Source organism: Streptomyces sp. NBC_01454, assembly GCF_036227565.1.
Lineage (GTDB): Bacteria > Actinomycetota > Actinomycetes > Streptomycetales > Streptomycetaceae > Streptomyces.
The window spans coordinates 7,279,393-7,302,645 of sequence record NZ_CP109460.1 but is presented as its reverse complement, the minus strand read 5'-3'; the positions used below and the strand labels follow the sequence as shown (position 1 = coordinate 7,302,645).

19 protein-coding genes and 1 pseudogene are annotated in these 23,253 nt (G+C 72.2%); 9 read left to right on the top strand and 11 right to left on the bottom strand.

The genetic code is table 11. The annotated features are described in order from the left end of the window. Positions 1-43: 43 nt before the first annotated feature. A complete protein-coding gene (locus OIU81_RS32335) occupies positions 44-1,120 on the top strand; it encodes a DMT family transporter (RefSeq protein ID WP_329153514.1) in 1,077 nt (358 codons plus the stop codon). A 177-nt stretch (positions 1,121-1,297) separates the two neighbouring features. Here OIU81_RS32335 and OIU81_RS32330 read toward each other — a convergent pair whose 3' ends face one another. Beyond that, a complete protein-coding gene (locus tag OIU81_RS32330; protein WP_329153512.1) occupies positions 1,298-2,629 on the bottom strand; it encodes an aminotransferase class I/II-fold pyridoxal phosphate-dependent enzyme in 1,332 nt (443 codons plus the stop codon). 35 nt (positions 2,630-2,664) lie between these two features. On the opposite strand from OIU81_RS32330, the gene OIU81_RS32325 reads away from it, so the two are divergent. Continuing rightward, positions 2,665-3,330 (top strand): pyridoxamine 5'-phosphate oxidase family protein, encoded by a 666-nt coding sequence (locus OIU81_RS32325; RefSeq protein WP_329153510.1) that lies wholly within the window; start codon positions 2,665-2,667, stop codon positions 3,328-3,330. A gap of 10 nt (positions 3,331-3,340) precedes the next feature. Beyond that, positions 3,341-4,003 (top strand): FMN-binding negative transcriptional regulator, encoded by a 663-nt coding sequence (locus tag OIU81_RS32320; RefSeq protein WP_329153508.1) that lies wholly within the window; start codon positions 3,341-3,343, stop codon positions 4,001-4,003. A 79-nt stretch (positions 4,004-4,082) separates the two neighbouring features. Here OIU81_RS32320 and OIU81_RS32315 read toward each other — a convergent pair whose 3' ends face one another. The 3 genes from OIU81_RS32315 to OIU81_RS32305 all read right to left on the bottom strand — a co-directional run bounded on the left by OIU81_RS32315 (position 4,083) and on the right by OIU81_RS32305 (position 7,003). Then, positions 4,083-5,069, bottom strand: a complete 987-nt coding sequence (locus OIU81_RS32315) for a DMT family transporter (protein ID WP_329153506.1) — start codon at positions 5,067-5,069, stop codon at positions 4,083-4,085. Between the two features lie 178 nt (positions 5,070-5,247). Beyond that, on the bottom strand, positions 5,248-6,423 hold the full coding sequence (locus OIU81_RS32310) for an EamA family transporter (protein WP_329153505.1): 1,176 nt from the start codon (positions 6,421-6,423) through the stop codon (positions 5,248-5,250). A 49-nt stretch (positions 6,424-6,472) separates the two neighbouring features. Continuing rightward, positions 6,473-7,003 carry a Clp protease N-terminal domain-containing protein gene (locus OIU81_RS32305; protein WP_329153504.1) on the bottom strand — a complete coding sequence of 177 codons (531 nt, stop codon included), beginning with the start codon at positions 7,001-7,003 and terminating at the stop codon, positions 6,473-6,475. Between the two features lie 293 nt (positions 7,004-7,296). Here OIU81_RS32305 and OIU81_RS32300 point away from each other — a divergent pair, with 293 nt between their 5' ends. After that, positions 7,297-7,725 carry a type II toxin-antitoxin system Rv0910 family toxin gene (locus OIU81_RS32300; protein WP_329153502.1) on the top strand — a complete coding sequence of 143 codons (429 nt, stop codon included), beginning with the start codon at positions 7,297-7,299 and terminating at the stop codon, positions 7,723-7,725. Between the two features lie 65 nt (positions 7,726-7,790). Here the strand turns inward: OIU81_RS32300 and OIU81_RS32295 are convergent, their stop codons facing one another. The 4 genes from OIU81_RS32295 to OIU81_RS32280 form a co-directional block, all read right to left on the bottom strand. Continuing rightward, the gene (locus OIU81_RS32295; RefSeq protein ID WP_329153500.1) at positions 7,791-8,417 is read right to left on the bottom strand and encodes a PadR family transcriptional regulator; all 627 of its coding nucleotides are present in this window, start codon (positions 8,415-8,417) and stop codon (positions 7,791-7,793) included. Between the two features lie 1,564 nt (positions 8,418-9,981). Continuing rightward, entirely contained in the window at positions 9,982-11,001 is a 1,020-nt protein-coding gene (locus tag OIU81_RS32290; RefSeq protein WP_329142837.1) for an ATP-binding protein, read from the bottom strand. After that, positions 10,998-13,082 (bottom strand): Mu transposase C-terminal domain-containing protein, encoded by a 2,085-nt coding sequence (locus OIU81_RS32285; protein ID WP_329331443.1) that lies wholly within the window; start codon positions 13,080-13,082, stop codon positions 10,998-11,000. Before OIU81_RS32285 ends, OIU81_RS32290 begins: the two co-directional genes overlap by 4 nt. Next, positions 13,079-13,795, bottom strand: coding sequence for a TnsA-like heteromeric transposase endonuclease subunit (locus OIU81_RS32280; protein ID WP_443073916.1), 717 nt, complete (start codon positions 13,793-13,795; stop codon positions 13,079-13,081). Before OIU81_RS32280 ends, OIU81_RS32285 begins: the two co-directional genes overlap by 4 nt. A 265-nt stretch (positions 13,796-14,060) precedes the next feature. Here OIU81_RS32280 and OIU81_RS32275 point away from each other — a divergent pair, with 265 nt between their 5' ends. Then, complete coding sequence (locus OIU81_RS32275; RefSeq protein WP_329153498.1) at positions 14,061-14,474, top strand: hypothetical protein; 414 nt, start codon at positions 14,061-14,063, stop codon at positions 14,472-14,474. A 42-nt stretch (positions 14,475-14,516) separates the two neighbouring features. Here the strand turns inward: OIU81_RS32275 and OIU81_RS32270 are convergent, their stop codons facing one another. Beyond that, positions 14,517-15,935: a cellulase family glycosylhydrolase gene (locus tag OIU81_RS32270; protein ID WP_329153496.1), complete on the bottom strand. Its 1,419-nt coding sequence runs from the start codon at positions 15,933-15,935 to the stop codon at positions 14,517-14,519. 281 nt (positions 15,936-16,216) lie between these two features. Between OIU81_RS32270 and OIU81_RS32265 the strand changes: the two genes are divergently transcribed. Then, positions 16,217-17,038 carry a PhzF family phenazine biosynthesis protein gene (locus OIU81_RS32265; RefSeq protein WP_329153495.1) on the top strand — a complete coding sequence of 274 codons (822 nt, stop codon included), beginning with the start codon at positions 16,217-16,219 and terminating at the stop codon, positions 17,036-17,038. Positions 17,039-17,107: 69 nt separating this feature from the next. Here OIU81_RS32265 and OIU81_RS32260 read toward each other — a convergent pair whose 3' ends face one another. Beyond that, positions 17,108-17,917 carry a CPBP family intramembrane glutamic endopeptidase gene (locus tag OIU81_RS32260; protein ID WP_329153493.1) on the bottom strand — a complete coding sequence of 270 codons (810 nt, stop codon included), beginning with the start codon at positions 17,915-17,917 and terminating at the stop codon, positions 17,108-17,110. Between the two features lie 208 nt (positions 17,918-18,125). On the opposite strand from OIU81_RS32260, the pseudogene OIU81_RS32255 reads away from it, so the two are divergent. Further along, positions 18,126-19,883: pseudogene (locus OIU81_RS32255) on the top strand (substrate-binding domain-containing protein). A gap of 30 nt (positions 19,884-19,913) precedes the next feature. On the opposite strand, the gene OIU81_RS32250 reads toward OIU81_RS32255, so the two are convergent. After that, positions 19,914-21,467: a glutamate-cysteine ligase family protein gene (locus tag OIU81_RS32250; RefSeq protein ID WP_329153492.1), complete on the bottom strand. Its 1,554-nt coding sequence runs from the start codon at positions 21,465-21,467 to the stop codon at positions 19,914-19,916. A gap of 566 nt (positions 21,468-22,033) precedes the next feature. On the opposite strand from OIU81_RS32250, the gene OIU81_RS32245 reads away from it, so the two are divergent. Together OIU81_RS32245 and OIU81_RS32240 are read left to right on the top strand one after the other, a co-directional pair. Continuing rightward, entirely contained in the window at positions 22,034-22,621 is a 588-nt protein-coding gene (locus tag OIU81_RS32245; protein WP_329153490.1) for a hypothetical protein, read from the top strand. Between the two features lie 365 nt (positions 22,622-22,986). Continuing rightward, on the top strand, positions 22,987-23,178 hold the full coding sequence (locus tag OIU81_RS32240) for a DUF5999 family protein (protein WP_329153488.1): 192 nt from the start codon (positions 22,987-22,989) through the stop codon (positions 23,176-23,178). Positions 23,179-23,253 lie beyond the last annotated feature (75 nt).

Sequence of the window (23,253 nt, the reverse complement as noted above, 5' to 3'; positions counted from 1 at the left end):
TTCTCGCTTGTGCTACGAAGTTGCACCCCCCATCGTGAACACCATGAGCACCACTCCCGGCGCACCCACCGCCTCCGCCACCGCCTCAACCCCCCAGCCCAGGCCCACCGAGCCCACCGAGTCCACCGCCGACCAGAACGCCGCGCCGGCTCCGGCCGCGGTGCCCCGCACCGCCGCTTCCGTACCCGCCACGAAGCCCGCCGGCCGGGCCGGCGGCTGGCCGTTCCGCTTCGCGGTCCTCTCCCTGATCTGGGGCTTCAGCTTCCTCTTCATCAAGGTGGGCACCCAGGGCTTCGCCCCGCTGCAAGTCACCCTGGGCCGGGTGGTGTTCGGTGCGCTGGTGCTGCTGACGATCCTCGCGATCAAGCGTGAGCGGCTCCCCCGCTCCGTGCGCACCTGGGGGCATCTCGCCGTGGCCGCGCTCTTCCTGAATGTGCTGCCGTTCTCCCTCTTCGCATACTCCGAGCTGACCATCCCCTCCACGCTGGCCGGGATCTGCAACGCCACCTCCCCGTTGTGGGGCATGGCGCTGTCGGTGGTCGCACTGTCCGAGGACCGCCCCACCCGGCGCCGGGTCGCGGGGCTGGGCATCGGGTTTCTGGGCGTGCTCACCGTGCTCGGCGCCTGGCAGGGCTTCGCCGGCACGGATCTGACGGGTACCGCGATGGCCCTGGGCGCCTCGCTCTGCTACCCCATCGGCTGGATCTACGTCCGCCGCACCCTGGCGGGCAGCGGGCACTCCCACCTCTCGATGTCCAGCGCCCAACTGCTGCTGGCCGGCGCCCAACTCGCTGTACTGACCCCCCTGTTCACGACCGCGCCGACGAGCCTTCCCCTCCTCCCGCTGCTCGCCGTCTTCGCGCTCGGCGCACTGGGCACCGGCCTCGCCTTCCTCCTCCAGTACGGGCTGGTCGCCGAGGTCGGCCCCACCACCGCGCAGATGGTCACCTACTTCGTCCCCGTGATCGCCACCGCGGCCGGAGTGCTGCTCCTGCACGAGCAGCTGAGCTGGAACACCCCGGTCGGCGCTCTCATCGTGCTGGCCGGCGCCGCCCTCACCCAGAGCAAGCCCCGCACGCGCCGCTCACCGGCCGCACGGTCCCGCTCCACGGCCGGCTGACCCCCGGCCGGCCGCCACGACGCAGGGGTGCAGGGGTGCTCAACGCAGGCACACCACTCCGAGCACCACTCCGAGCACCGCATACGGCAAGAAAGCCAGCCGCTGACGCCGACACGGAGGACAGGGGGGGCGGCGGGGGCGGCGGGCAGTTCCGCCGCCCCCCCTGGCCCGCCCCCCTCATTCGTACCGCCGCGCCTCCCCCGGCCCCGTCGCCGCGGCCACGGCATCCGCCATGGGAACGATGTCGTCGTCGGAGAGGCAGGAGACGGTGATACGGATGCCGGGCGGGGAGTGCAGCCGGAAGCGCGCGCCGGGGGCCACCGCCCAGCCGGCATGCAGGAGGCGAGCCACCGCGCCGGTCTCGTCCGGGACCTGCACCCAGACGTTCATACCGCTGCGGCCCCGTGCGCGGACTCCGCGCTCCGCCAGCGCCCGTATCAGCGCCTCCCGCCGCCGGTCGTACGCACCGGCCACCGCAGTCGGGTCGATCGCGGACGTCCGCCACAGGTGGGTGACCGTGTCCTGGAGGAGATGACTGATCCAGCCCGGGCCGAGGCGCTGCCGGCCGGCCACCCGGTCGACGGTCAGCGCGTCCCCGGTGAGCACCGCCAGGCGGAGATCGGGGCCGTACGCCTTCGCCGTCGACCGGACCAGAGCCCAGTGGTCGGTGACGCCGGAGAGCGGATGGAGCGGGAGGCCGACGATGCCATGACCATGGTCGTCCTCGATGAGCAGGACGCCGGGATGCCCGGCCAGGAGGGCGCGGAGTTCGGCGGCGCGGGCACGGCTGACGGCGGCACCCGTGGGATTCTGCGCCCGGTCGGTGACGACGACCGCACGGGCGCCCTCCTGGAGGGCACGCGTCAGCTCCCCGGGCAGCGGCCCCTCGTCGTCCACCCCGACCGGCGCGGGACGCAACCCGAGCGCCGGGATGAGATCCAGCAGACTGCCCCATCCGGGATCCTCCACCGCCACGGTGTCACCGGGCCGCAGATGGGCGGCGAGCACCCGCTCGATGGCGTCCAGCGAGCCGCTCGTGACGGCAACCGGCCCCGCCGTCACACCATCCGCGGCGAAGGCCGCGCGGGCCAGCGCCGCCAGCTCCTCGTCCACGGCCGGTGTGCCGTAGAGCGCGGGGCGCCGCGCGCTGTGGGCCGCGGCCTCGGCCAGCGCCCGTTCCAGCGGGGGCAGCAGGGCGGGGTCGGGGTTTCCGTCGGAGGCGTCCCGGACGCCGGGCGGCGCCTCCACCCGCAGGGTCTCGCGCGGCGCACTCGCCGGCCGGGGGCGCACCCGGCTGCCGCGCCGGCCCGCGGTTTCGATCACTCCCCGGTCACGGAGCGTGCGATACGCGGACGCGACCGTATTGGGATTCACCTCCAGATAGACCGCCAACTCCCGTAGCGGGGGCAGGACTTCGCCCGGCTGGAGCTCGCCCGCACCGACGGCCCGCTCGACACTGGCGGCAATCTCCGATGCGCGCCGCCCTTCGATCCGATACTCTCCTAGCACAAACACGATTATGCACTAGCGCAATGGAGTTCGCAATGTCCCGAGCCGCGTCGTACGAACCGACCGCGCGCACGACCCCCACCCGCGCCCGCGACCGCGCCGCCTACGACCACGAGACGGTGCACGCGATCCTCGACGCCGGCTACGTCTGCCATCTCGGCTTCGTCCGTGACGGCTCCCCGGTCGTCCTGCCGACGCTCTACGGCCGGGTCGGCGAGCGCCTCTATCTGCACGGATCAACGGGGTCCCGCCCGCTGCGGATGGCCGGTGCCGCGCCGGACCCCGGGCTCGAGGTGTGTGTCACGGTCACGCACGTCGACGGTCTGGTCCTGGCCCGGTCCGCGTTCCACCACTCCCTCAACTACCGCTCTGTCGTGGTGCACGGCACCGCGCATCAGGTCACGGACCCGCAGGAGAAGACGGCCGCGCTGGACGCGCTCGTCGACCATGTGGTGCCGGGGCGCGCCGCGGACTCCCGGCCGGGGAACGACAAGGAACTGGCCGCCACCTCCGTGATCCGCCTCGACCTGCGCGAGGTCTCCGCCAAGATCCGCACGGGCGGCCCGAACGACGAGCCGGAGGATCTCGCCCTGCCCTACTGGAGCGGCGTCCTGCCCGTGGCGCCGGTGTACGGCGCCCCCATACCGTCCGACGACCTCGCGCCCGGCATTCCCGAGCCGGCGTATCTGACCGCGCGCTGAGGAGCCCACCGTGCTGATCCACCCCTGGGACGCCCCCACGGACGACGCCGAGTGGCAGCGGTGGCTCGCCGCGCACGACTTCGGCCAGCTCGCCGCCAATGGGCCACCCGGCGAACCGCCGCTGCTCCAGCCGCTGCACTTCGCCTACGACCCGGCCCGCCGCGAGGCCGTCACCCATCTGGCCCGCCCCCACCCCCTGTGGAGCGCACTGGAGCAGCGGCCCACGGTGGTGCTGAGCGTGGTGGACGACTACACCTTCATCCCCGGCCCCTGGCAGGCGGCCGAGGACCAGCCGCCCGAGCACGGCGTCCCCACCAGCTTCTATGCCGCGGTCCAGCTGATCTGCACCGCCCACATCGTGGACGATCCGGAGGCGAAGGCGGCCCTGTTGCAACGGCAGACGGGCCACTTCCAGCCGGACGGCGGCTCGGCCCCGGTGGCCGCGGGCGAGGCGCCGTACGGGCGGCTGCTGTCCGGCATCCGTGGCCTGCGCCTCGAAGTGCGGGACGTCCGCGCCAAGTTCAAGTACGGGGGCAAGCGGAGCGAGGCCGTCCAGCAGCGTGTCTCGGCGCGCCTCGCCGAGCGGGACGGCCCCGGAGATGCCGCGGCCCGCGCCCACCAGCAGCGCCGCCTGGCGACGGCCGAGGGGTCCGCGGGACCGCCCGGGACCTGAACGACGCCCCGGGCCGGTCATCCTTGGCTCCGACCGGCCCCGTGGGGGCCAGGCCCGGCAGCGCGGGCCGGGCGCCTCCTCAGCCGGCCGCCGGCGCCCCGGACCGTGCGGCCGCCATCGCTCCGCGCGCCTCCGCCACCGCCAGCGCGGCAACGGCCGTCAGCAGCACCCCGGTTCCGGCCGCCGTCGCCGTCGTCAGCCGCTCCCCCAGGAACGCCACCGCGAGGACCGCTGCCGACACCGGCTCGATCAGCGAGAGCACGGACGCGGTCGCGGCACGGACGGCCGCCAGCCCTGCGAAGTACAACCCGTAGGCCAGCGCCGTCGGCACCGCCGCGATATAGCCCAACAGCAGGAGACTGCGGCCCAGATCGTGCGCCTGCGGCCACAGCCCCTCCGCCGCCGCAAGCGGCAGCAGACACAGTGCGCCCACCGCGAAAGCGCCGACCGTCGAGGCGAACGGATCGCCGCCCCCGGCCCTGCCCAGCCGCCGGGTGGCCAGCGTCATCGCGGCGCACCCGGCCGCCGACAGCAGGGCCCAGCCGACACCCGCGGGTCGGACGGTCGTACCTCCCTCGCCGCCGAGAACCAGGATGGTGAGCCCGGCCAGCGCCCCCGCGACCGCCAGGAACCCGCCCAGCCCGAGCCGTTCCCCCATCGTGACGCGCGCCCCGATGGCGATGAGGACGGGGCCCGCGCCCATGGTGACGACGGTGCCCACCGCCAGGCCGGTGGCCTCGACCGCGGCGAAGTAGGCGGCCTGGAAGACGGCGAGGGCGACCCCGGTCACCACGACCCGGGTCAGACGCCGGCGCAGTGGCTCACACGGGGCCGGCACGGCGGGCGCGGCGGCCGGGCCCGAGCGGCGGCGCCGCAGCGCCAGGACGGCGAGCAGAAGGAGCAGCCCGCCGAAGGTGCGCCAGAAGGTGAGGGCGACGGGGCCCAGTCCGCTGCCCCGGTAGAGGAGGGCGGCCGCCGCACCGGCGGTGCCCCAGGCGGTCGCGGCGAGTGTCACGTACAACAGCCCCCGGCCCACGGGCAGGGCGGAGGGAGCAGTGGCATGCATGAGAGTGGTGCTCCGGGAAATCCAGGACGGCGCAGGACGCCGTGGAGTGGTCGCGTGGTCCGGTGTGCAGACAGCGACGATCGGCTCGGGAACCTGCCCGAGCCGGGATTTTCTCGGAGGCCGCCGCCCGCGTTACGCGGCGGGAGGGGGCAGCACGGTCGAATGCATGATCGACACCCTACGTCGCCCGGGATCCGGCCGACAAGTCGTCCCCGCAACCGCTGTCGGACGCCGGGGCGGTCGGGAGCCCCAGGTACACGGCATCCCCCGCAGCGCCGGCGCCGTCCCCCGCCCCGGCGGCCCCGGCGGCCCCGGCCACCCGTACCGTCTCACTCGTCCGCGACTTGGCCGACTGCGCGATGAAGGCGCCGGTCAGCACCACCAGCCCACCCACGAGCTGCGGCGCGGACAGGTGCTCGCCGAGCAGGAACCAGGCCAGGACCGTCGCGATGACCGCCTCCAGGCAGGCGACCACCCCGGCCACCTGGGGCGAGAGCCGGCGGATCGACACCACGCCGGTGAGATAGGCGGCCACCGTCGCCACCAGCACGATCCAGGCGAGCAGCAACAGAGCGGGCACCGGGGTGCCGTTCATGTCCGCACCCCCGCCGAGCAGGTGCCAGTCCATGCCCCAGGGGCGGGCGATCGGGGTGAGGATGACGGTGCCGATCAGCAGACCGTAGGCGGTCACGCCGAGCGGGTCCGCCGCATCCTCGCCGTCGGTGCCGTGATCGGAGAGCACGAAGTAGCCGACCTGGCAGCAGGCCGCGCCGAGCGCGAGGGCCAGGCCGACGGCATCGAAGCTCAGCCCCGACCAGATCTCGACCACGCACGCCAGGCCGCCGACGGCCAGCACCACGCCGACCGCCGCCGCCCGGGTCACCGGCCGCTTCTGCACGAACCGGACCCAGCCCAGCACCAGCGCGGGGGCCAGATATTCGACGAGGAGGGCGACCCCGACGGGGATGCGGGACAGCGCGGCGAAGTAGCAGGCCTGCACGCCGGCGACGGCGAGCAGCCCGAAGCCCGCGAGCAGGGCGGGCCGGCGGCGCGGCAGTTCGCGGTGGCGCCAGGCGAGGGGCAGCATGACCAGCGCGGCGCCGGCCACCCGCAGCCAGGTCACCTGCAAGGGTTCCAGGCCGGCGGATATCAGGGGTTTGGCGGCGACGCCCGAACCGCCGAAGGCCAGGGCGGACAGCAGGGCGGTGCCCAGGCCGGCACCGCGCCCGCCGGCCGCACCCCTGCGGCCGCCCGCCCCGGGGGCGGACGACGGCTGCCCGGTCACCCGGGACGCTGAAGTGGTCTGGCCGTGCCCGGTCGAGGGACCTGCCGGGCTCTCCGAAGAGGCGTGCATCGGGTCATCATGACAGCCCACGTCAGGAGCGCCACCCCCGATACCCCTGTCATTCCTGGCCGGAGGTCTCCCCGTCCAGGCGGGCGGCCAGCGGGCCGGTCTCGACACCGGCCCGGCGCAGCACCTCGACGGCCCGGGATTCGGGGTCGTCGACCAGGGCGGCGAACAGATCGAGGCAGCCCGCGCGGGTGGCATAGCGCGCGTGCGCCCGGTCCAGGGCGCCGTCCATGGCGGCGGCCGCGGCCGGTGACCAGCCGGGGACGCCGCCCTCGACGACGGTCGGAACCGCTCCGGAGTCCTCGACGGCACCGTGCCACCGCAGGCCGTAGCCGATGCTGCGCTGGACGAGATAGCCGAGCAGCCGGGCGACCTGCGGTCCGCCGTCGAAGGCCGCGCGTACGGCGGGATCCGATTCCAGGAGGCCGTGCAGCAGATGCGCGGTGTCGACCTGCCGGTCGCCGTCGCGGGAGGCCCGCCTGCGGGCAGCGGAGACGACCGACGCGAGCTCCACGGTGAGCCGGTCGCCGGGGCCCTCCGGAGTGGAGCCGTCGCCGGCGCTGTACGCAGTACGGTTTTGCACAGTATCCACCCCACCAGCCGCCGGGCGCCGGAGCATCACCGGCGGGAAGCATGTATGCATCCCACGCTGGTTGGGCATGTCCGTACCTCGCCTCATCCTCACGGAGGAGAAGAGTGGGAAAGGTGAAGGCCGGACACGACAGGCAGGGCGTGCCCCCGGTCTCCCGCCGCGGGGCGCCCGGGCGCCCCACCTGACGGGGTATCAGAATTCGGCGACGCCGGTATTGAACCTTCGCCCCCGCCCCGCTACGTTCCGCGGCAGCAGCCAGGGACCGTCACCGAAGGGGTGATCGCATGGCCGAAGTCACCGCACAGGCTCGCATCGAAGCGCCGGCCGATACGGTCTGGGACCGGCTCACCGACTTCGACGCGTACGGCGAGTGGAACGCCACCCACACCGCCTTCCCCCGGGGCGGCCCCGCCTCGCTCGAGGTGGGCGCGGGCTACGAGGAGCACATGAAGCTGATGGGCTTCCCCGCGGAAGTCGCCTGGACCGTGCGGGAGCTGGAGCCGGGGCGCCTGCTCGGCATCGAGGGCAAGGGCCCGATGGGCGTCACCCTCACGATGCGCTACGCCCTCACCCCGGACGGCCCGGCGACGGCGGTGCGGATCGACGGGACGTTCACCGGCGCCGCGGTCTCCCTGATGGCCGGCAAACTCAAGGACTCGGCGGGCGCCGCACTGCGCGAATCGCTGCGCGGCCTCGCCGCCCTGGTGACCTGAGCCTTCGGGGGCCACGGTCCACCCCCGGCCCCCGAAGGCCGTCCACCAGGCCCTTCACCGCACACTCAGTCCTCTTCGGCGAGGATCAGATACAGCTCCTTGCGCGCCTTGTTGACCACCGCCATGGCCTTCTCCCGCTGTTCGGGACTGCCGGTGGCCCACACCTGCCGGAACGCCTCTACCAAGCCGCCGCCCGCCTTGCGGATCTCGTTCATCGCCTCCCAGTCGACGCCGCGGCCGGCCTCCTCCCAGGGGGCGTCCGAGCCGCTGTCGGCCTCGGTGCGCCCGGCGTCGGTGAGCGAGAACAGCTTCTTGCCGCCCTCACTGGCGCTGGCGATCAGCCCCTCGTCCTCCAGGAGCTGCAGGGTCGGGTAGACCGAGCCGGGGCTGGGCTTCCATGCCCCGCCGCTGCGCTCGGCGATCTCCTGGATCATTTCGTAGCCGTGCATCGGACGGTCCTTGAGCAGCGCCAGGATCGAGGCGCGCACATCGCCGCGCCGCGCCCGGCCGCGCGGTCCGCCGCGCCCCCGGCCGCCTCCGAAGGGCGGGCCTCCGAAGGGCGGCCCGAACGGGCCGAAGGCGGAGCGTCGCCGCTCCCAGCCGCCCGGGGCCTCGCCGTGGCCGCCGTGCCGGCCGGGTCCGCAGTGCTCATGCCGACGCTCATGTCCGTGTTCATGTCCTTGGGAACGCATGGTGACGTCCTCTCTTTCTCTATCTTTGATCGGTCGCGATGCCTCAACGATATATCGGGACTGTTCGCCGAAGCAAGTCCTTGAGGGAAGTCGGGGTGACCTGTGACAGTGAAGATGGGCCGTTTGCCGCCGAAGTTGGACCGACGGCTATTTGTGTCATCGAAGATGGGTCACTGCATGGTTTGTGCCAGTGAAGTTGGGCCGATGGTGACCCGCGTTGTGCGGTCGCGGAGCTCCGCTCGCCAGCGGACCGCCTTTTGCCGACAGGTGCCCGAGCACCACTTGCGAGTGGGAACTGGCTTGCGGTGGGCCATGGAGGTTCCGCAGGCTGCGCATTCCTGCTGGTCGGATCGAGCGAGGACTTCCTGGTCAAAGCACTGGTCCGAGCACCAGGGGTTGGGTCTGAGGGGCTGGTAGCTGCGGTGGCAGCCCCGGCAGGTCGGCGGGCGGTGCTGCTCCGGATCTGGCTGGCGTTCGTCGCCGCTGATCACCAACTGCGCTCGGGCCCGAAATTCCGCGTTCCAGCGGGTGGTTCTCTGACGACATGCGATCGAGCACCAGATGCGGCCAGTGATCGGCTTGCGGTGGGCCATCGAGGCCCCGCAGCCCCCGCATTCCTGCAGTTCAGCGCGTGTCAGCACCTCCCGCTCCAGGCAGTGGCGAGAGCACCAGGGGTTAGTCCTGAGAGGCCGGTAGCGCCGCTCGCAGCCCCGACAGGTCCTCGTGCCGAAGGGGCCAGAGGTCTCCGGTCCAGCCGGATCGAGCTCGGCTTCCGTTCCTTGGGACGGGATCGCGGCTGCGACCGGGGTCCGCTGTCCGCGCAGTTCCTGGGTTCTGCAGTCGATCGAGCACCACTCGCGGGGCCGGCCGTCGGCTCTGGGAAGGAGTGGTTCCTGGCAGTGGCGGCAGGTTGCGGTCGGCGGGAGCGGGCTGCGGGTCCAGTGGGCGATCCTGGCACTGCAGCGTCTTGAGCACGCCTTTCGCCTGGTGGCGATGTTCATCGGTCCTTCGCAGACCGGGCAGAGGCCGGTGAGTTCGTCCTCGCCGAAGGGCACGGCGTCGGCCTTGGAGTTCGGCGGCCGCGGCAGTGGTTCACCGCGCTGGCGGAACTGGAAAGCGACCCGGCGGCAGTGCGAGGAGCACATGTGGCGGCGTTGTCCAAGCCGGAGCCTCATCGCCTGCCCGCAGACGCGGCAGGGGACCTTCTTCCAGTCCGCCGCTGGGATGCGTCGGCGGTATCTCTTCTGCCGACATGCCTTCGAGCAGGTTCGCGGCTTGACACCGAAGCTCGCCATCGGCCGCATCGGGGCGCCGCACTCCTCGCACTCGATGGTCTCCAAGACCTGCCGCAGTTCGACCGGATCGCGCCCAGCGGCCGCGGCGATGCGGTCCCAGCTCGGACTACCGTGGTGCAAGGGCGGCTCGGCGAGGTATTTCCGCAGGTAGGCGGGCGGAAGACAGTTCGCATGGGCGAGCCGGGTGATGAACAATCGGGCTCCTTCGCCGCTCTGCGGACGGACCTGGAACGGCAGCCGGACGACGGGGCTTTCCCCGGCCGGCGGGATCACCGGCCTGCGTCCGGGCGCTGACGGCGGGACGCGATGTCCAGGTCGACGGCCAGCAGGCCCGCCTTGTTGATCTTCTCGGTGCGGCCGAGGATGGCGTCGACGGCGGCTCCGCGGATCTGGTGGGAGAGGGTGCCGATCATGCCGCCGGTGCGGGTGTGGATGAAGCGGTCCAGGCGGGTCAGGGTGCCGCGTTTGTGCTCGTGCAGCACGAGGTTCGCCTCCATCTGAGCGACCAGCGCCTTCCACTCGGTGTTGTAGGGGAAGGGGTGGGTGGCCATCGGGGTGAAGCGGGCGGCGATCTGGTCTCCTCGGGTGCCGGAAAGCAGGCTGCCGGACTCAACGTCGATGCCCGCGTAGGCAAAGGTCGCTGGGATGCGCTCGGAGAAGTACTTCAACGTGTCCGAGGCTTCGGCTCCGTGACGCGTCATCAGCGAAATGTTGTGGATCTCGTCCACCAGAATCAGCCCGGTCCGGGCCTTGGTGCAGACGCCGACGACGGCCTCGGTGAGGTCGGTGATGTTCGAACTCCGCAGGACCGGCAGGCCCAGGAAGCGGGCGAACTCGGCGGCGATCATGCGGGGTGTCGCGGCAGGCGGGACGGTGATGTAGATGACCGGGATGCGGTCGTCCTGTCCGGGGTGCCGGCGCCGGTCCTGCAGCTCGTGGGCCAGGCCGAGTTGGGTGAGAGCGATCGTCTTGCCGGTGTTGGCGGGCCCGGAGACGATCAGGCCGCGGCGAGCGCTGATCGCCCCGCGGTTGAGGATGATCAGACGGCGCCCGCAGGTGACGGTGGAGCGGACCGTGGAGGTGGCGACCACCTGGAGGCGGGCATGGTGGTCAAGCCGATCGTCGTCGTAGGCATTCTGGCCCTCCGCCTCCAGTGCGCCGTACTCGGCCTTCGTCAGCGTGACCATGGGCTCGCTCAGGGACGCGCCGACGAACTCACGCCAGCCGGGCAGAGTGGTCAGCTGCCGTCCGAAGTCCTCATCAGGATCGTCGGCAGGCAGCGTGGTCACGAGCGCCCCCAGGGGTCTTCGAGCGGGTTGAACAGTCCGAGCGGGATCACCTCGGCGAGATCATCGTCTTCGGCGGATGCTTCGACCTCAGGTTGCCGCGGCGGTTCCGGTGGCGGGGCGGGGACGGTGGGCGGGGCGGCCTTCGTCCGGGCTGCGACCCGCCGCTCGGCCTTGACCACCTTGGCCGACCTGGCCTTCCTGTCCTTCTTCTTCGCAGCCGGCCGGTCGGGGCCAGCGTGGGCGCGAGTCAGCAGGCCGGCGACGGCCTGGGCGAGCTCCTCCTCGGTGGCCCTGGGCAGTTGGTGGCTGATGTGGTCCCAGGCCAGGTCTCCGAAGGGGACCGGGGCTCGGTTCAAGTACTTCCAGGTCGCCTGGACCCAGCCGCCGTCGCCGCGGTGGTCGCGGACCCAGACCCTGGAGGCGTCGTAGGGATCGCGGTGGACCTCCCAGAGCCCCCGCTTGGCGGTGACGCCGGAGTCGCGCATGCGCATCGGCCCCAACTCGGGGCTGTCGTAGGTGCGGTTGTTGATCCGGATGCCGTAGGAGTTGACGGCCCGCCAGGCTGCGGGCAGCAGCTCGACGTAGTCCTGCCCACTGAGCGCGACCGGGACGTAACCGCATGCCTCGACCAGGGCGGCGTACTTCTGGTTCGGGGTGAACAGCCGCCCCGGGTGGTCGGGGTCGCGCAGGCCCTCGTGGGGGCGGTTTTGCCAGTGCGCGATGATCCACTCGTCCAGCAGGTCCTGCAGTTCGGGCAGCGACCACAGGTTCTCCTGCTCGGGGTGCCGGCCGCGCTGGTCGGTGCTGCGGCCGGTATGACCCGGCAGGAACTGGGCGAACATCGTGGCCACCGAGCCCAGCATCTTCTCGATGTGCCCCTTCTGAAAAGGCGCCCCCTTGTGGGTCGGCTGGAAGTCGATCTCAAGGAACCGGCAGGAGGCCCGGAAGTTCCGGGAGATGAACGCCTTGCCGTGGTCGCAGACGATCATCTCCGGGACGATGACCGGCTTGGCCGCCGCGTGCTCCAGACGCTCGTCCAACGTCAGCAGCCTGCGGTGCGGCAGCACCGACCGGGACATCCTCAGCGCCTCGACCCAGCCCGGCCGCATCAGCTCGGGAGTGACGGTGCGGGCCAGCAGCACGCTCGCGTCCACCGACTTCGTCGTCGGCCGCAGCACCGCCGCCGACAGCGTCCGGGACGCGACGTCGATCATCCCGGTGAGCTCGACCTTGCCGACGACCCCGTTGTCGAGGCGGACCATCACATCCAGCGGGGTGGAGTCGATCTGCATGACCTCTCCGAAAGCCGACACCGTCAGCTCGCCGAACGGGGCCGCCGCCCCGTGGGCCTTCGAGCGGCGCGTGACCGCCGATCCGGTCGCGTGGGTGCCCTTCGTCAGCTTCGCCAGCAGCCGGTAGAGGGTCCGCCGGGCCGGCGGTTCGACCGGCTCACTGCCCGATTCCCGCAGGATCTCCCCGGTCCGCCAGATCAGGTAAGCCCCGTTGCGGGTCGAGGTGTCGACACCCTCCTTGATCGCCTTCCGCATCGCCTCGACGACGGCCTCGGGCACCGAGCCGAACTCCGCGCGCTTGCGGACCGGGCGGTGGTCAGCCAGCCCGACCAAGCCCTGTTCCTGGTAGCGGCGACGCCGGTTGCCAATCGTCTTGGCCGCGACATCGTGGCCGGCGACAGCCAGCTCGGCCGCCTTCACCCGCTGCCGCGACGTCACCGACGAGCCCGGTCCGTAACCCGGCCGCGGTTCCGAGCCGGGCTCCACGCCCGGCGCAAGCCCATGCAGGACCTCCAGGATGTGCCCCTCCCACCACAGCGCCTGCTTCACCGCCTCGGGCGGGAATGCCTCCAACAGCCCGACTGCGGGCAGCGGCATCCGCTCAGGCTGGAACAGGACCTCGAAATCCACCGCGTCGAACAGGTCGATCAAGGCGACCACCCGGTGCGGAGTCTCCGCGTCCTCCACCACCGCCGCCTGAGCGGTGACCTCGAGAACCCCCCTGACCTGGCCCTCGAACCGGACCCTGTGACCGACCGCCAAAGCCGGCGGCCGCCTCAACCCGCTCATCCGCTTCCCTCCGTCCAGACCAGGCTGTCGGTCTGCATCAAGCCGCCCACCAGGTCCGTTCCCAAGGCACCGGACCACAGCAGGTGGAACAGCACCGGCAGAACCCGCAACCGGTCCCCGACCAGACCGGCGCCCTCCCACAACCCCTTCGGCTCGCGGAAGACGTCCAACAACCGGTCGGCCACCACTGCGGGCCGACCGCAGCGCACTCGTCGGTAACGGGCCAGCCAGCGGATGTTCGCCATGAACACCGGATCGGGCCGCCCAACCCAGGCGAACTCCCAGCCCACCGCCTCGCAAGCGCGCTCGGTCGCGGTAAAGGACTCCCGGGTGTCCTCGTCCATATCGTCCTCGGCACGGACGTCGACCACGCGGGCCCGCCCGTCGGCGAGCCGGACGAAGTAGTCGGGAGCATGCCGGCGCTTGCGGACACCGTCGTGCCAGTGCAGCCAGAACGGCTGCGAGGCGATAGCCGTGACCTGCGGATCCCGGTCCATCAGGACCAGCCGGTCCCGCTCCAGCCACGACTCGTAGCCGACGTGATCCCGTACGGTCACCGAGTAGTACCAGCCCGCGAAGCCCCGACCGTACTTGTGCCAGGTGAACTCACGGACGGGCTCCACCCCCTCGAACCGAACATCCCAACTCGTCTGCAGCAGCCGACGCCTACGCACCCCGTCGACAGAAAAGTCCAGCTCAAAGCCCGCGAGCACAGCCTGATCGACTGCACGGACAGGTAACCCCACCGCATCCCCCGCCTGACGACTTCCCCATCGGTCCAACTTCGCTGTCACAAACTAGCGTTGGCCCAACTTCAGTGACAAACGGCCCATCTTCACTGTCACAGGTCACGGGGAGCGTCCTGTCCCATCGGACCCTGACCGGTCCCGCCGAAGTGCGACGACCGGCCCTGTGCGGCTCATCGAAGCCGGGTCACCGCAGAGGGGCTTGTGAAGCAGCCCGCGTACGATTGGCTTCGTGCCCCGCCATCCGAAGAGGCCCCGTCGGCTCATCGCCGACGGGCGTGCCTATCTGTGGACACTCAGCCACAGCCACGGCGTGGCGGACAGCGGCCGGTCCTGCTGCGAGACCGTCACGCTGTACCCGCAGCCGGCCGGCAGCAGCGGCTCACTGCGCATCGTCTTCCCGGCGGGCCCGGGCCGCTATGTCCCGGGCGGGGCTCCCCTGGGCTCCGGTGACGTGGGATACGTCCTGGGCGCCTGCCTGAACCTGCACGAACCCGGCGCCGTCCGGGCCCTGCTCGACGCGGCGTCGGCCCGCGGGTGGCGGCCGGAGGCGCGGCGGGTGGTGAAGATCGACGGCTGGTCCCTGCTGGAAGCGGCAGCCGCCGCACGGGCCGGGACCGGCCCGTGCGGGCCGACAGTCACTTGATGCGGGGGCCGCGGGCCGCAGCCCCCGAGCGGATCGGGTGGGCTACCTCGGGCTGATCGTGACCCGGTAGGTGGCTCCGGCCCTGCCGTGGGTGCACACGCTGACGGTCTGGCCGTGGTCGTCCCAACTGGCCTTGCTGCCTTGGACATCGACGCGGTAGCCGCCCGGGTACGTGTCCCTGGGCACGGTGATCAGGGTGGGCCCCTCTGCGTTGTCGCGGGTGCGGAAGGTGAGCGTGTAGATGCGGGTAGCCGGGTCGTATGCGAACGTGAGCGGGTTGCCCGCGACGGCCCGCGCATACGGCTGGACGAGCAGCTGGGCGTTGGGCTTCGCGGCGCCCTTCTGGTCGAGGAAGCAGTAGCCGCCGCCCCGGCACCACTGCCACCACGTCCAGCCACTGGAGAAGCGGTCCAGGGAGGCCGTCATGTCGGTGACGAACTGGCTTGCGTGCGGAACGTAGGGGTTGCCGCCCCACTCCCCCACGATCACCGGCATGCGGTGACGGGTCGGGTAGTCGCTGATCGCGGCCTCGTAGGCGGGGATGAAGGTGCCGTTGGGGTCGTAGTCGGCGCCGGTTTCCATCGCGGTCTCGTAGAAGTGCGGCGCGTAGCCGGCGTGCGGGTCGTCGATGTGGCCCATCCGGGTGGGGACGCCGACACCGACGATGACAGTTGGTTCGACGAATACCCACGACCTGTGGTCGACCAGGCGGATCGCCCGGGCAAGGCGGTTCCACAGCTCGGTGAGCTCGGTGGCCTCGAAGCGGGCCGCGGCAGAGGGGAGGTCTTCGCCCTCGAGGAACTTCGCGAACGGCTCATTCATCAGGTCGTAGCCGAGCAGCGCCGGGTGCCGGCCCAGGGCGGAGGCGACCGTCATCCACATGCGCGCGTGCGCGGCGCGGAGGTCGGCGTCCTTGTACAGGTGGTCAAAGGCGGTCTGTACGGATGGCTCGAAGTACTCGGAGAACCAGTCGTCGGGTATCTGCGAGAACGGCAACCCCTCGTCGCGGGTGGCCCAGTCGGGGATGCCGCGGGAGCCGAAGTGGGGGCCGTATACGTCCTGGTGGGCGTCGAGGATGACCTTGATGTGGTAGCGGCTGGCCCAGTCGAGGATGCGGCGCATCTTGGTGAGGTAGCCGCGGTCGTAGTGCCCCGGGGTGGGTTCGAGATCGTCCCAGAAGAACGCGAGGCGCGCGAGGTTGAAGCCCCGGGCGGCCATGTCTTTGAGGTCGCTTTCATGGATGTCGGCGAACGCGTGGGTGCCTCGGCTGCTCTTGTCGGCGAGGTTGAAGCCGCGCCACTGGAGCGCGCGGCCCTGGCCGTCGGCGATGAAGGTGCGCTCACCGACCGTGACCCGGTCGGGGGCGCGGTCGGGGTGGGCCTGGGCCTGCGCGGGGAGGACGCCGAGCAGGAGGGCGGCCACGGCGAGGGCGGCGGGGGCGACACGGGAGATCAAGCGCATGCAGGAGACCCTTTCGAGGGTGGCTGCTTGGGCGACGTGCTACCGGCCGGTCGGATGCTACTGGCGGGTGGGTTGAGTGCACAGGAGTTCGCGGAGGTTGGCGGGAGTTGGCCGGAGTTGGCGGGGCTTCCCCACCGGCTCGCCGAACTGGTGCGGCAAATCCCGCCTCGACCGTCTCGCGCTCCTGACGGGGACGGCCGCCGGCGCGCCGCACCGGACCCGTCCAGTTCTCTCGGATTGGCCTTGGCCTGCGGCTTTGCGGCACCTCTACGCTCGCGGGCATGAGGATTCGTATCGTCGACGCTTTCAGCACGCGTCCGTTCACCGGCAACCCCGCGGGAGTCGTGCTCCTCGACTCCGGTGCCTTTCCCGATACCGCCTGGCTTCAGCAGGTCGCCACCGAGGTCAATCTCTCCGAGACCGCCTTCGCCCACCCGCTGCCCCGGGGCGGCGACGCCGACTGGGCGCTGCGCTGGCTCACCCCCGCCGCCGAGGTGAACATGTGCGGGCACGCCACTCTGGCCACCGCGCATGTCCTGCACACCACGGGTACGGCCACCGGCACGGTCCGCTTCCGCACCCGCAGCGGGGTACTGACCACCACGGCCGACCCCGACGGGGCAATCACCATGGACTTCCCGACCGCTCCGCTCACCCCCGTCGAGGTGCCGCCGGCCGTCGCGGAGGCGCTGGGCTGCGAGATCCGCTCCGCGTACGACACCGGCCCCGATGTCGGGGACCTGCTGGTCGAACTCGCCGATGAGAAAACCGTCCGCGCCCTGTCGCCCGACCTCAAGGCGCTGGCCGGGCACGGCGGCCGCGGCGTGATCGCCACGGCGCGCGCGGAAGACCCCGCCGGCGGCCATGACTTCGTCTCGCGCTGTTTCTTCCCCGCGGTGGGCATCGACGAGGACCCGGTCACCGGCAGCGCGCACACCGCGCTCGCACCGTTCTGGTCGGCGCGCCTGGGCCGGGCCGCGCTGATCGGTCTGCAGGGCGCCGCCCGTAGTGGCCACGTACGGACCGAGCTGCGCGGCGACCGGACGCTGCTGACCGGCTCGGCGGTCACGGTCATCGACGGCGAGCTGCTGGTCACCGGCTGAGCGGGCGCACGCGCCGGAGGGTTCGGGAGGCGCGGCAGGCACCTGTGGTGCCGCCGCGTCACACCCGTCTCACCCCGTCGGCAGCCACCCCACCCGGCCCGCGAGCACCGCGTAGCCCACGAACGCCACGATGTCGATCAGGGCGTGCGCGGCGACCAGCGGCCCGACCCGGCCCCACCGCCGGTAGAGCAGGACGAACAGCACGCCCATCACCATGTTGCCGAAGAAGCCGCCGATGCCCTGGTAGAGGTGGTAAGAACCGCGCAGCACCGCGCTGGCCGCGAGCGCCGCCATCGGCGCCCAGCCCAACTGGCCCAGTCTGCGCAGCAGATATCCGACGACCACGACCTCCTCCAGGACGGCGTTCTGCACCGCGGAGGCGATCAGGACCGGAATCTTCCACCACACCTCGGGCAGAGCCTCGGGCACCACCGTCAGATTCGCTCCGGCCGCCCGCGCGCCCAGGTAGAGCAGCAGCCCGCTGCCGCCGATGACGGCCGCGACCCCCACCCCACGACTCAGGTCGAAGCCGGGCCGACGGCGGTCGAAGCCGATCGCCCGCAGCCCGCCGGCCCGCTCCCGCAGCAACAGGTGCGCCACCAGCACCACGGGCACCAGCGCCGTCGCGATCCCGAACAGCTGCCAGGCCAGATCGAGCCACGGCCGGCCGGGCGCATGGGAGGCATTGAGCGTCGCCGCCTGGTGCTTGAGGCCGCCCGGCTTGGTCACCGACCCGAGGAAGCTGATGAGCGCCGACAGCGCGCTGGCACCCAGCGAGAGCGCCAGCACGATCAGCGTCTCGCTCCGCAGGATGCTCCGGGACGGCGCCCCGTCCGTCCCCGTACCGGCACCTTGGCCCGGAACATCCGCATCGGCCACGGGACTTGTATCCGACTGCACGCTTCCTCCACTTCCGCATTACCGCCGCTTCGTCACCACCGCCCCGCTAGGGTCTCGACAGCAGGTACGAAGATCGCGCGCGACAGGCCGGGGAAGGCGCCCTCCGCAGGGCGTGCTTCCCTCTCTCCCCCTCGCGTGCCGATCGAGCCCGAGCAGGAGAGGCGCTACCGCAAGGGGACAACACAGCTTGCCCGACGGCTTCGCACCGGCGATCACGGGGTCCCGCCCGCCGGCCCGCCGGCGCACTCTCGTCCTCGCCTGCGGCCTCGCGCTCGCCGTCGTGGCGGGCTCGGTCGTGGCGCTGCGCAGCGGTCTGCTCCCGTTCGGCGGGCCCTGCGACGGCAACTCGACGCGGCTGGCGGTGGCCACCGCGCCCGATATCGCCCCGGCGCTCGAACGGTGGCCCGGACGGCCCGCGACGGTGCGATACGCACCGACGGCGCATGTCTGGACGTCGAGATCACCGCACGCGCCGCCCATGACCTCGCCGACGCCTTCGCCCAGCGGCCGGCCGACCCCGAATTCCAGGTCTGGATACCGGATTCCAGCCTGTGGACAGCTCGCGTCGGCGCCGAGCGCGGCACCCCCTGACCATCGCCGCCACCCTCGCCTCGTCCCCGGTCGTGCTGGGCGCCGTCCCCACGGCCGCCACGTCCCTGGGCTGGCCGGCCAGGACCTACCGCTGGGCGGAACTGACCCGGGCCGCGGCCTCGGCCGGCGCGCTGCGGCTGGGCATCGCCGACCCGGCCCGCAGCGCCACCGGGCTGCTCGCGCCGGCCCGCACCGGCGCCGCCGACGGCACGGAAGGCGCCCCCGGCACCCGGGCCGCCGCGGCCGCGAAACTCCTCCACCAGCGGGTCGCGGACGGCGACAGAGCGGTGACGGCCACCCTTCCGCGGGACGGCTCGGCCGCCGCCCGGAAGAATCCGCGCCGCAACCGCTCGCTGCTGCTGTCCGAGCCGGCGGCGTACGCCCACAACACCGCGTCGGCCGGCAGCCCCCGTCTCGACCTGTTCTACCCGCGGGACGGCGCGGCCCGCCTCGACTACCCCTACGTCCTGGTCGACGATGAGGAGATGGGACCCGGGCAGAGCCGCGCCGCCAACCGCTTCATGACCCTGCTGGGTGAGGCCGAAGGGCAGCGCGTTCTGCGGGCACACGGCTTCGGGGACGGCAACGGCAGCGCCGACCCCACCGTGGTCCGCAGGGCCGGCGGCCACGCACCCCAGCCCGCCTCCGCCGGCCCCGCCGATCCGCCGACGGGCAAGGAACTCCAGGCGCTGATGGGCATGTGGACGGTCACCGTGCAGAGCACCCGGCTCACCACGGTCGTGGACGCCTCGGCCTCGATGGGCACCCCGGTCCCGGGCCGGGGCGGCCGGACCCGGATGGAACTCGCCAGGAACGCGCTGCTCCGGACGCTGGCCACCTGCACGCCCGACGACGAGTTCGGGCTGTGGACGTTCGCCACCTTCCTGGACGGCGCCAGCGACTACACCGAGGTGTCACCCACCGGCCGCCTCGGCGACCGGGTCACCGGCGGCGGCACCCACCGCGACACGCTCACCGCCGCACTCCACTCGCTGACCCCGGTGGCCCGCAGCGGCGCCGGCCTGTACGACACCACACTCGCTGCCTACGAGCAGGCCCGCGCGACGTATGCGAGCGGGAAGGTCAACGCGCTGGTCCTCGTCACCGACGGCGCCCACGACGACGCGGGCAGCATCGGCCTCGGCTCCCTGGTCGCCCGGCTGACGCGTCTCGCCGACCCCGAGCGGCCGGTGCCGCTGATCGCCCTCGGGCTCGGTCCGGACGCCGACCTCTCCGCGCTGGACCGCATCGTGGCCGCGACCGGCCGCTCGGCCCACCGGGTCGACGACCCGTCGCAGATCCAGCGGGTGATCCTCAAGCCGTCGTCACCGCGGGCGGCAAGGGACCCCGCTGAGCCCGCCCCCCCGCTCGCCCTCCCGCTCCGCTATGCCCCCTCGGTCGCCGCCTGCCGCGGCCCCGGCACGGCGGACCGCCCGCCGACCGCCCAGGCGACCGGCCAGGTGTGCACCGGTGTCCCGGTGTGCATCAGCTCGCCGTAGCGCCGGGTCATCGCGGCGAGCGCGGCATCCCGGTCCAGGCCCTGACGCCGGGCGTGATGGAAGGCCGCGGCCTGCCAGGACGCCCCGTTCACCCGTCGCCGGCAGCGCTCCTCGATGATGCCGAGGTAGTGGTCACGGTCGGCCGGCTCCACTCCCCAGGCATCCAGCCCCCGGGCGGCCAGCGGCAGCAGCTCCGTACGCACCAGCCGTACGGCCGGGATGCCGGTGAGGCCACCGGCCCGCCCGGGACGGGGCCAGTCCAGGGTGGCGTCGATGCCGTGCCGGCAGGCCACGTCGAAGTTGCGGGCCGCGGCGGCGAACGGCAGCCGGCTCCACACGGGGCGCGGCTCCTCGGCCAGGGTCCGCACCAGTCCGTAGTAGAAGGCGGTGTTGGCGATGACGTCGTCGACGGTGGGGCCGGCCGGCAGCACGCGGTTCTCGACTCGCAGGTGCGCGACACCGTCGGCGACCGCGTAGACGGGACGGTTCCAGCGGTAGACGGTGCCGTTGTGCAGCGACAGCTCGGCCAGGTCGGGCACCCCGCCCTCCTCGAGGACCCGCAGCGGCTCCTGCGGCCCGCACACCGGCAGCAGCGGCGGGAAGTACCGCAGGTTCTCCTCGAACAGGTCGTATGCGGAGTCGATCCAGCGCTCGCCGAACCAGGTACGGGGACGCACCCCCTGGGCCTGCAACTCCGGCGAGCGGGTGTCGGTGGCCTGCTGGAACACCGGCGGCCGGGACTCCCGCCACAGCTCACGGCCGAAGAGGAACGGCGAGTTCGCACCGACCGCCACCTGCACCGCGGCGATGGCCTGGGCCGCGTTCCAGACGGCGGCGAAGCGGCCCGGTGTCACCTGGAGGTGCAGCTGGACCGACGTACAGGCGGCCTCCGGCGCGATCGAGGGCGAGCGGGAGACCAGATGCTCCACACCCCGGATGTCGAGGGCGAAGTCCTCCCCCCGGGCCGCCCGCATCTGGTCGTTGAGCAGGACGTAGCGGTCGTTCTCGGAGAGGCTGGCGGCCGTGAGGTCGTTGGCGTGCAGGGTCGGCAGAATGCCGATCATCACGATCCTGGCGGCGACCTCGCGGGCTTTTCGTTCCGCATAGGCGAGGCCCGTACGGAGTTCCTCGGCGAGCTGGTCCAGCACCCGGCCGCTCAAGCGGTGCGGCAGGATGTTGACCTCGAGATTGCACTGGGCGAGTTCCGTCTGGAAATCACGGCTGGCGATGCGTTCAAGGACTTGAGAGTTCATCATGCGGGGCAGCCCGTCGGCGCCGGCGAGATTGAGTTCGATCTCCAGGCCCATGAGATTTCTGGGCCGGTCGAACCTCTTCTCCCTCAGGAGTCTCTGCAATCCCTCAAGGCACTCGTGGAGCTTTCTTCGATAACGCTCCCGGTCCGCGAGGTCGATCCCGTCCGCGGCGACCTTCTCCCCCATCGAAGGGTCCCTCCTCGAGTGAACGGCCCGCGACCACGGGCTGCTTGGGGCCGTCCCCGGCACCGCCGGGGCTCGCGCTACGGTCGATGATGCCCCGGCAATCTGATCGATAACGCGTCCGGCGCGGGCGGGTAACGATAGGCTCGAAGTGATGCAGCCTCCGGCATGCCCGCCAGGCATATCCGGGCGGCGCGCGCCGCCCGCATTTCTCCGGCGGAAAAAGCCGACGAGATCCGGCCTACCGCGTCGGCCGGGGAATGCAAGGTGGCCGCGGAAACCTCCGTACAAAGCGGCGGAAAACACCTCGCGCAGCGGTCTGGATTTCACCTTGCCGAAAATCCACAAGGCCGCTAGCCGAAACTCTTTCAGAACATACGTCGTATAAACTCCGCTGACGAGGCAGAGACTTGGCGCCCAGTGTCCCGGTGTTTCCACCGGCACGGGGGCACCGCGGCCGACCCCGCCGCGCCGCAGCCCCGGCCGGCCACGCTCTGACCCCGCCCGCAGACAGCGCCGTTTGCACCCGCCGCGCTCCACCGTGTCTCCGAAGTGAGAGGCGACCCACCATGCCGCTGCTCCTCGCCCCTGCCCCTGCGCCCGCCCTGCGCAGCGTCCTCGGCGCCCTCGGCTCCCCCACCGCGGTCCGCGAGGCCCCGGTCTCCGCGCTCCGCACCCATCAGGGGCCGCTCAGCCCCGATCACCCGCTGCCGGTGCACGTCTGGGACGACATCAGCCGGCCCGGCGGCACCCCGCACACCCGACTGGCGGGCTGGCGGTTCCTGGTCCGTGGCGGAGAGCGTGCCGTGGCGACCGCCGAGGCGCGGCTCACCCCGGACGGCTGGACCTTCGCACGCTTCTGCGGCGGCCCCTACGTCGCCGCGACCGAGCAGGCACTCGCCCAGGCCGAGGCCCTCACCGCGCCCCTCCAGCCGCGCCTGCTGTCCGTCCCCGAGCTGTACATGCTCACGCTGTGGCTGCATCACGACACCGCCTCCGACGGCACCGAGGGCCTGCCCGCGGCCGGTGACCTGCTGGTACCGCTGGCACCCGCCCCGCCGGGGATCGCCGCGCACCGCCCGCAGCGCCTCGCCGATCTGCTCCCCCGGCTGACCCTGCGGCTGGCCCCCGCCCCGCTCCTGCGCGAACCCGCCTGACCCCACCCCATCGGCTCCACTCCACCCCCTGCATCGGCTCCCGCCCCACCCGGACACCGGCGCCCGCCGTCCCGCCGGTCCGTGCCCCGTGGCCCCTTCCGGCCACGGGGCACGCTGTCGCGCTCACCCACGCGGACTAGCCCGTGGACGCCACGGCCAACCCTCTTGGGGAAGCGTGCAATTGAGAGCAACCGCCCGCACGGGTGACGCGTCAGTACCGAGTGAGTACCGCTGCCGCGAAATCCCTGCGGAATCCCGTCCGTGGGGCAACACTGGGACCGACCGAAGGAAACGGGGGAGCGGCCATGAACACCTCATCGCGCCGCACGACGACGTTCACCACTCCGCAGCGAAAGACAACTTCCATGTGTCAGCACCAACCGCCCTGCCCGTCAGCGGATTCCACCGACCGGGAGGCCGCCCATCTTGTGGCACACCACCCGGAGCAGGGCTGGAGCCTGCTCTGCAATGGCGTCCTGCTCTTCGAGGACACCGGTGAACTGCTACCGGACGGGCAGGTCATCGCCCCGCACCGCACCCGGGCCACCGCCGCCTGACCGGCGACCGTCCGGCACGCGACACACCAGGGCCCCCGGCACACCTGCCGAGGGCCCTTGATGCTGTCTGCGGGG

Excerpts from the sequence above, each read along its gene's own strand:
- OIU81_RS32335 (WP_329153514.1), top strand. The coding sequence starts at position 44 with ATGAGCACCACTCCCGGCGCACCCACCGCCTCCGCCACCGCCTCAACC.
- OIU81_RS32325 (WP_329153510.1), top strand. The coding sequence starts at position 2,665 with ATGTCCCGAGCCGCGTCGTACGAACCGACCGCGCGCACGACCCCCACC.
- OIU81_RS32315 (WP_329153506.1), bottom strand. The coding sequence starts at position 5,069 with ATGCATGCCACTGCTCCCTCCGCCCTGCCCGTGGGCCGGGGGCTGTTG.
- OIU81_RS32310 (WP_329153505.1), bottom strand. The coding sequence starts at position 6,423 with ATGCACGCCTCTTCGGAGAGCCCGGCAGGTCCCTCGACCGGGCACGGC.
- OIU81_RS32300 (WP_329153502.1), top strand. The coding sequence starts at position 7,297 with ATGGCCGAAGTCACCGCACAGGCTCGCATCGAAGCGCCGGCCGATACG.
- OIU81_RS32295 (WP_329153500.1), bottom strand. The coding sequence starts at position 8,417 with ATGCGTTCCCAAGGACATGAACACGGACATGAGCGTCGGCATGAGCAC.
- OIU81_RS32285 (WP_329331443.1), bottom strand. The coding sequence starts at position 13,082 with ATGAGCGGGTTGAGGCGGCCGCCGGCTTTGGCGGTCGGTCACAGGGTC.
- OIU81_RS32270 (WP_329153496.1), bottom strand. The coding sequence starts at position 15,935 with ATGCGCTTGATCTCCCGTGTCGCCCCCGCCGCCCTCGCCGTGGCCGCC.
- OIU81_RS32265 (WP_329153495.1), top strand. The coding sequence starts at position 16,217 with ATGAGGATTCGTATCGTCGACGCTTTCAGCACGCGTCCGTTCACCGGC.
- OIU81_RS32250 (WP_329153492.1), bottom strand. The coding sequence starts at position 21,467 with ATGGGGGAGAAGGTCGCCGCGGACGGGATCGACCTCGCGGACCGGGAG.
- OIU81_RS32245 (WP_329153490.1), top strand. The coding sequence starts at position 22,034 with ATGCCGCTGCTCCTCGCCCCTGCCCCTGCGCCCGCCCTGCGCAGCGTC.
- OIU81_RS32240 (WP_329153488.1), top strand. The coding sequence starts at position 22,987 with ATGTGTCAGCACCAACCGCCCTGCCCGTCAGCGGATTCCACCGACCGG.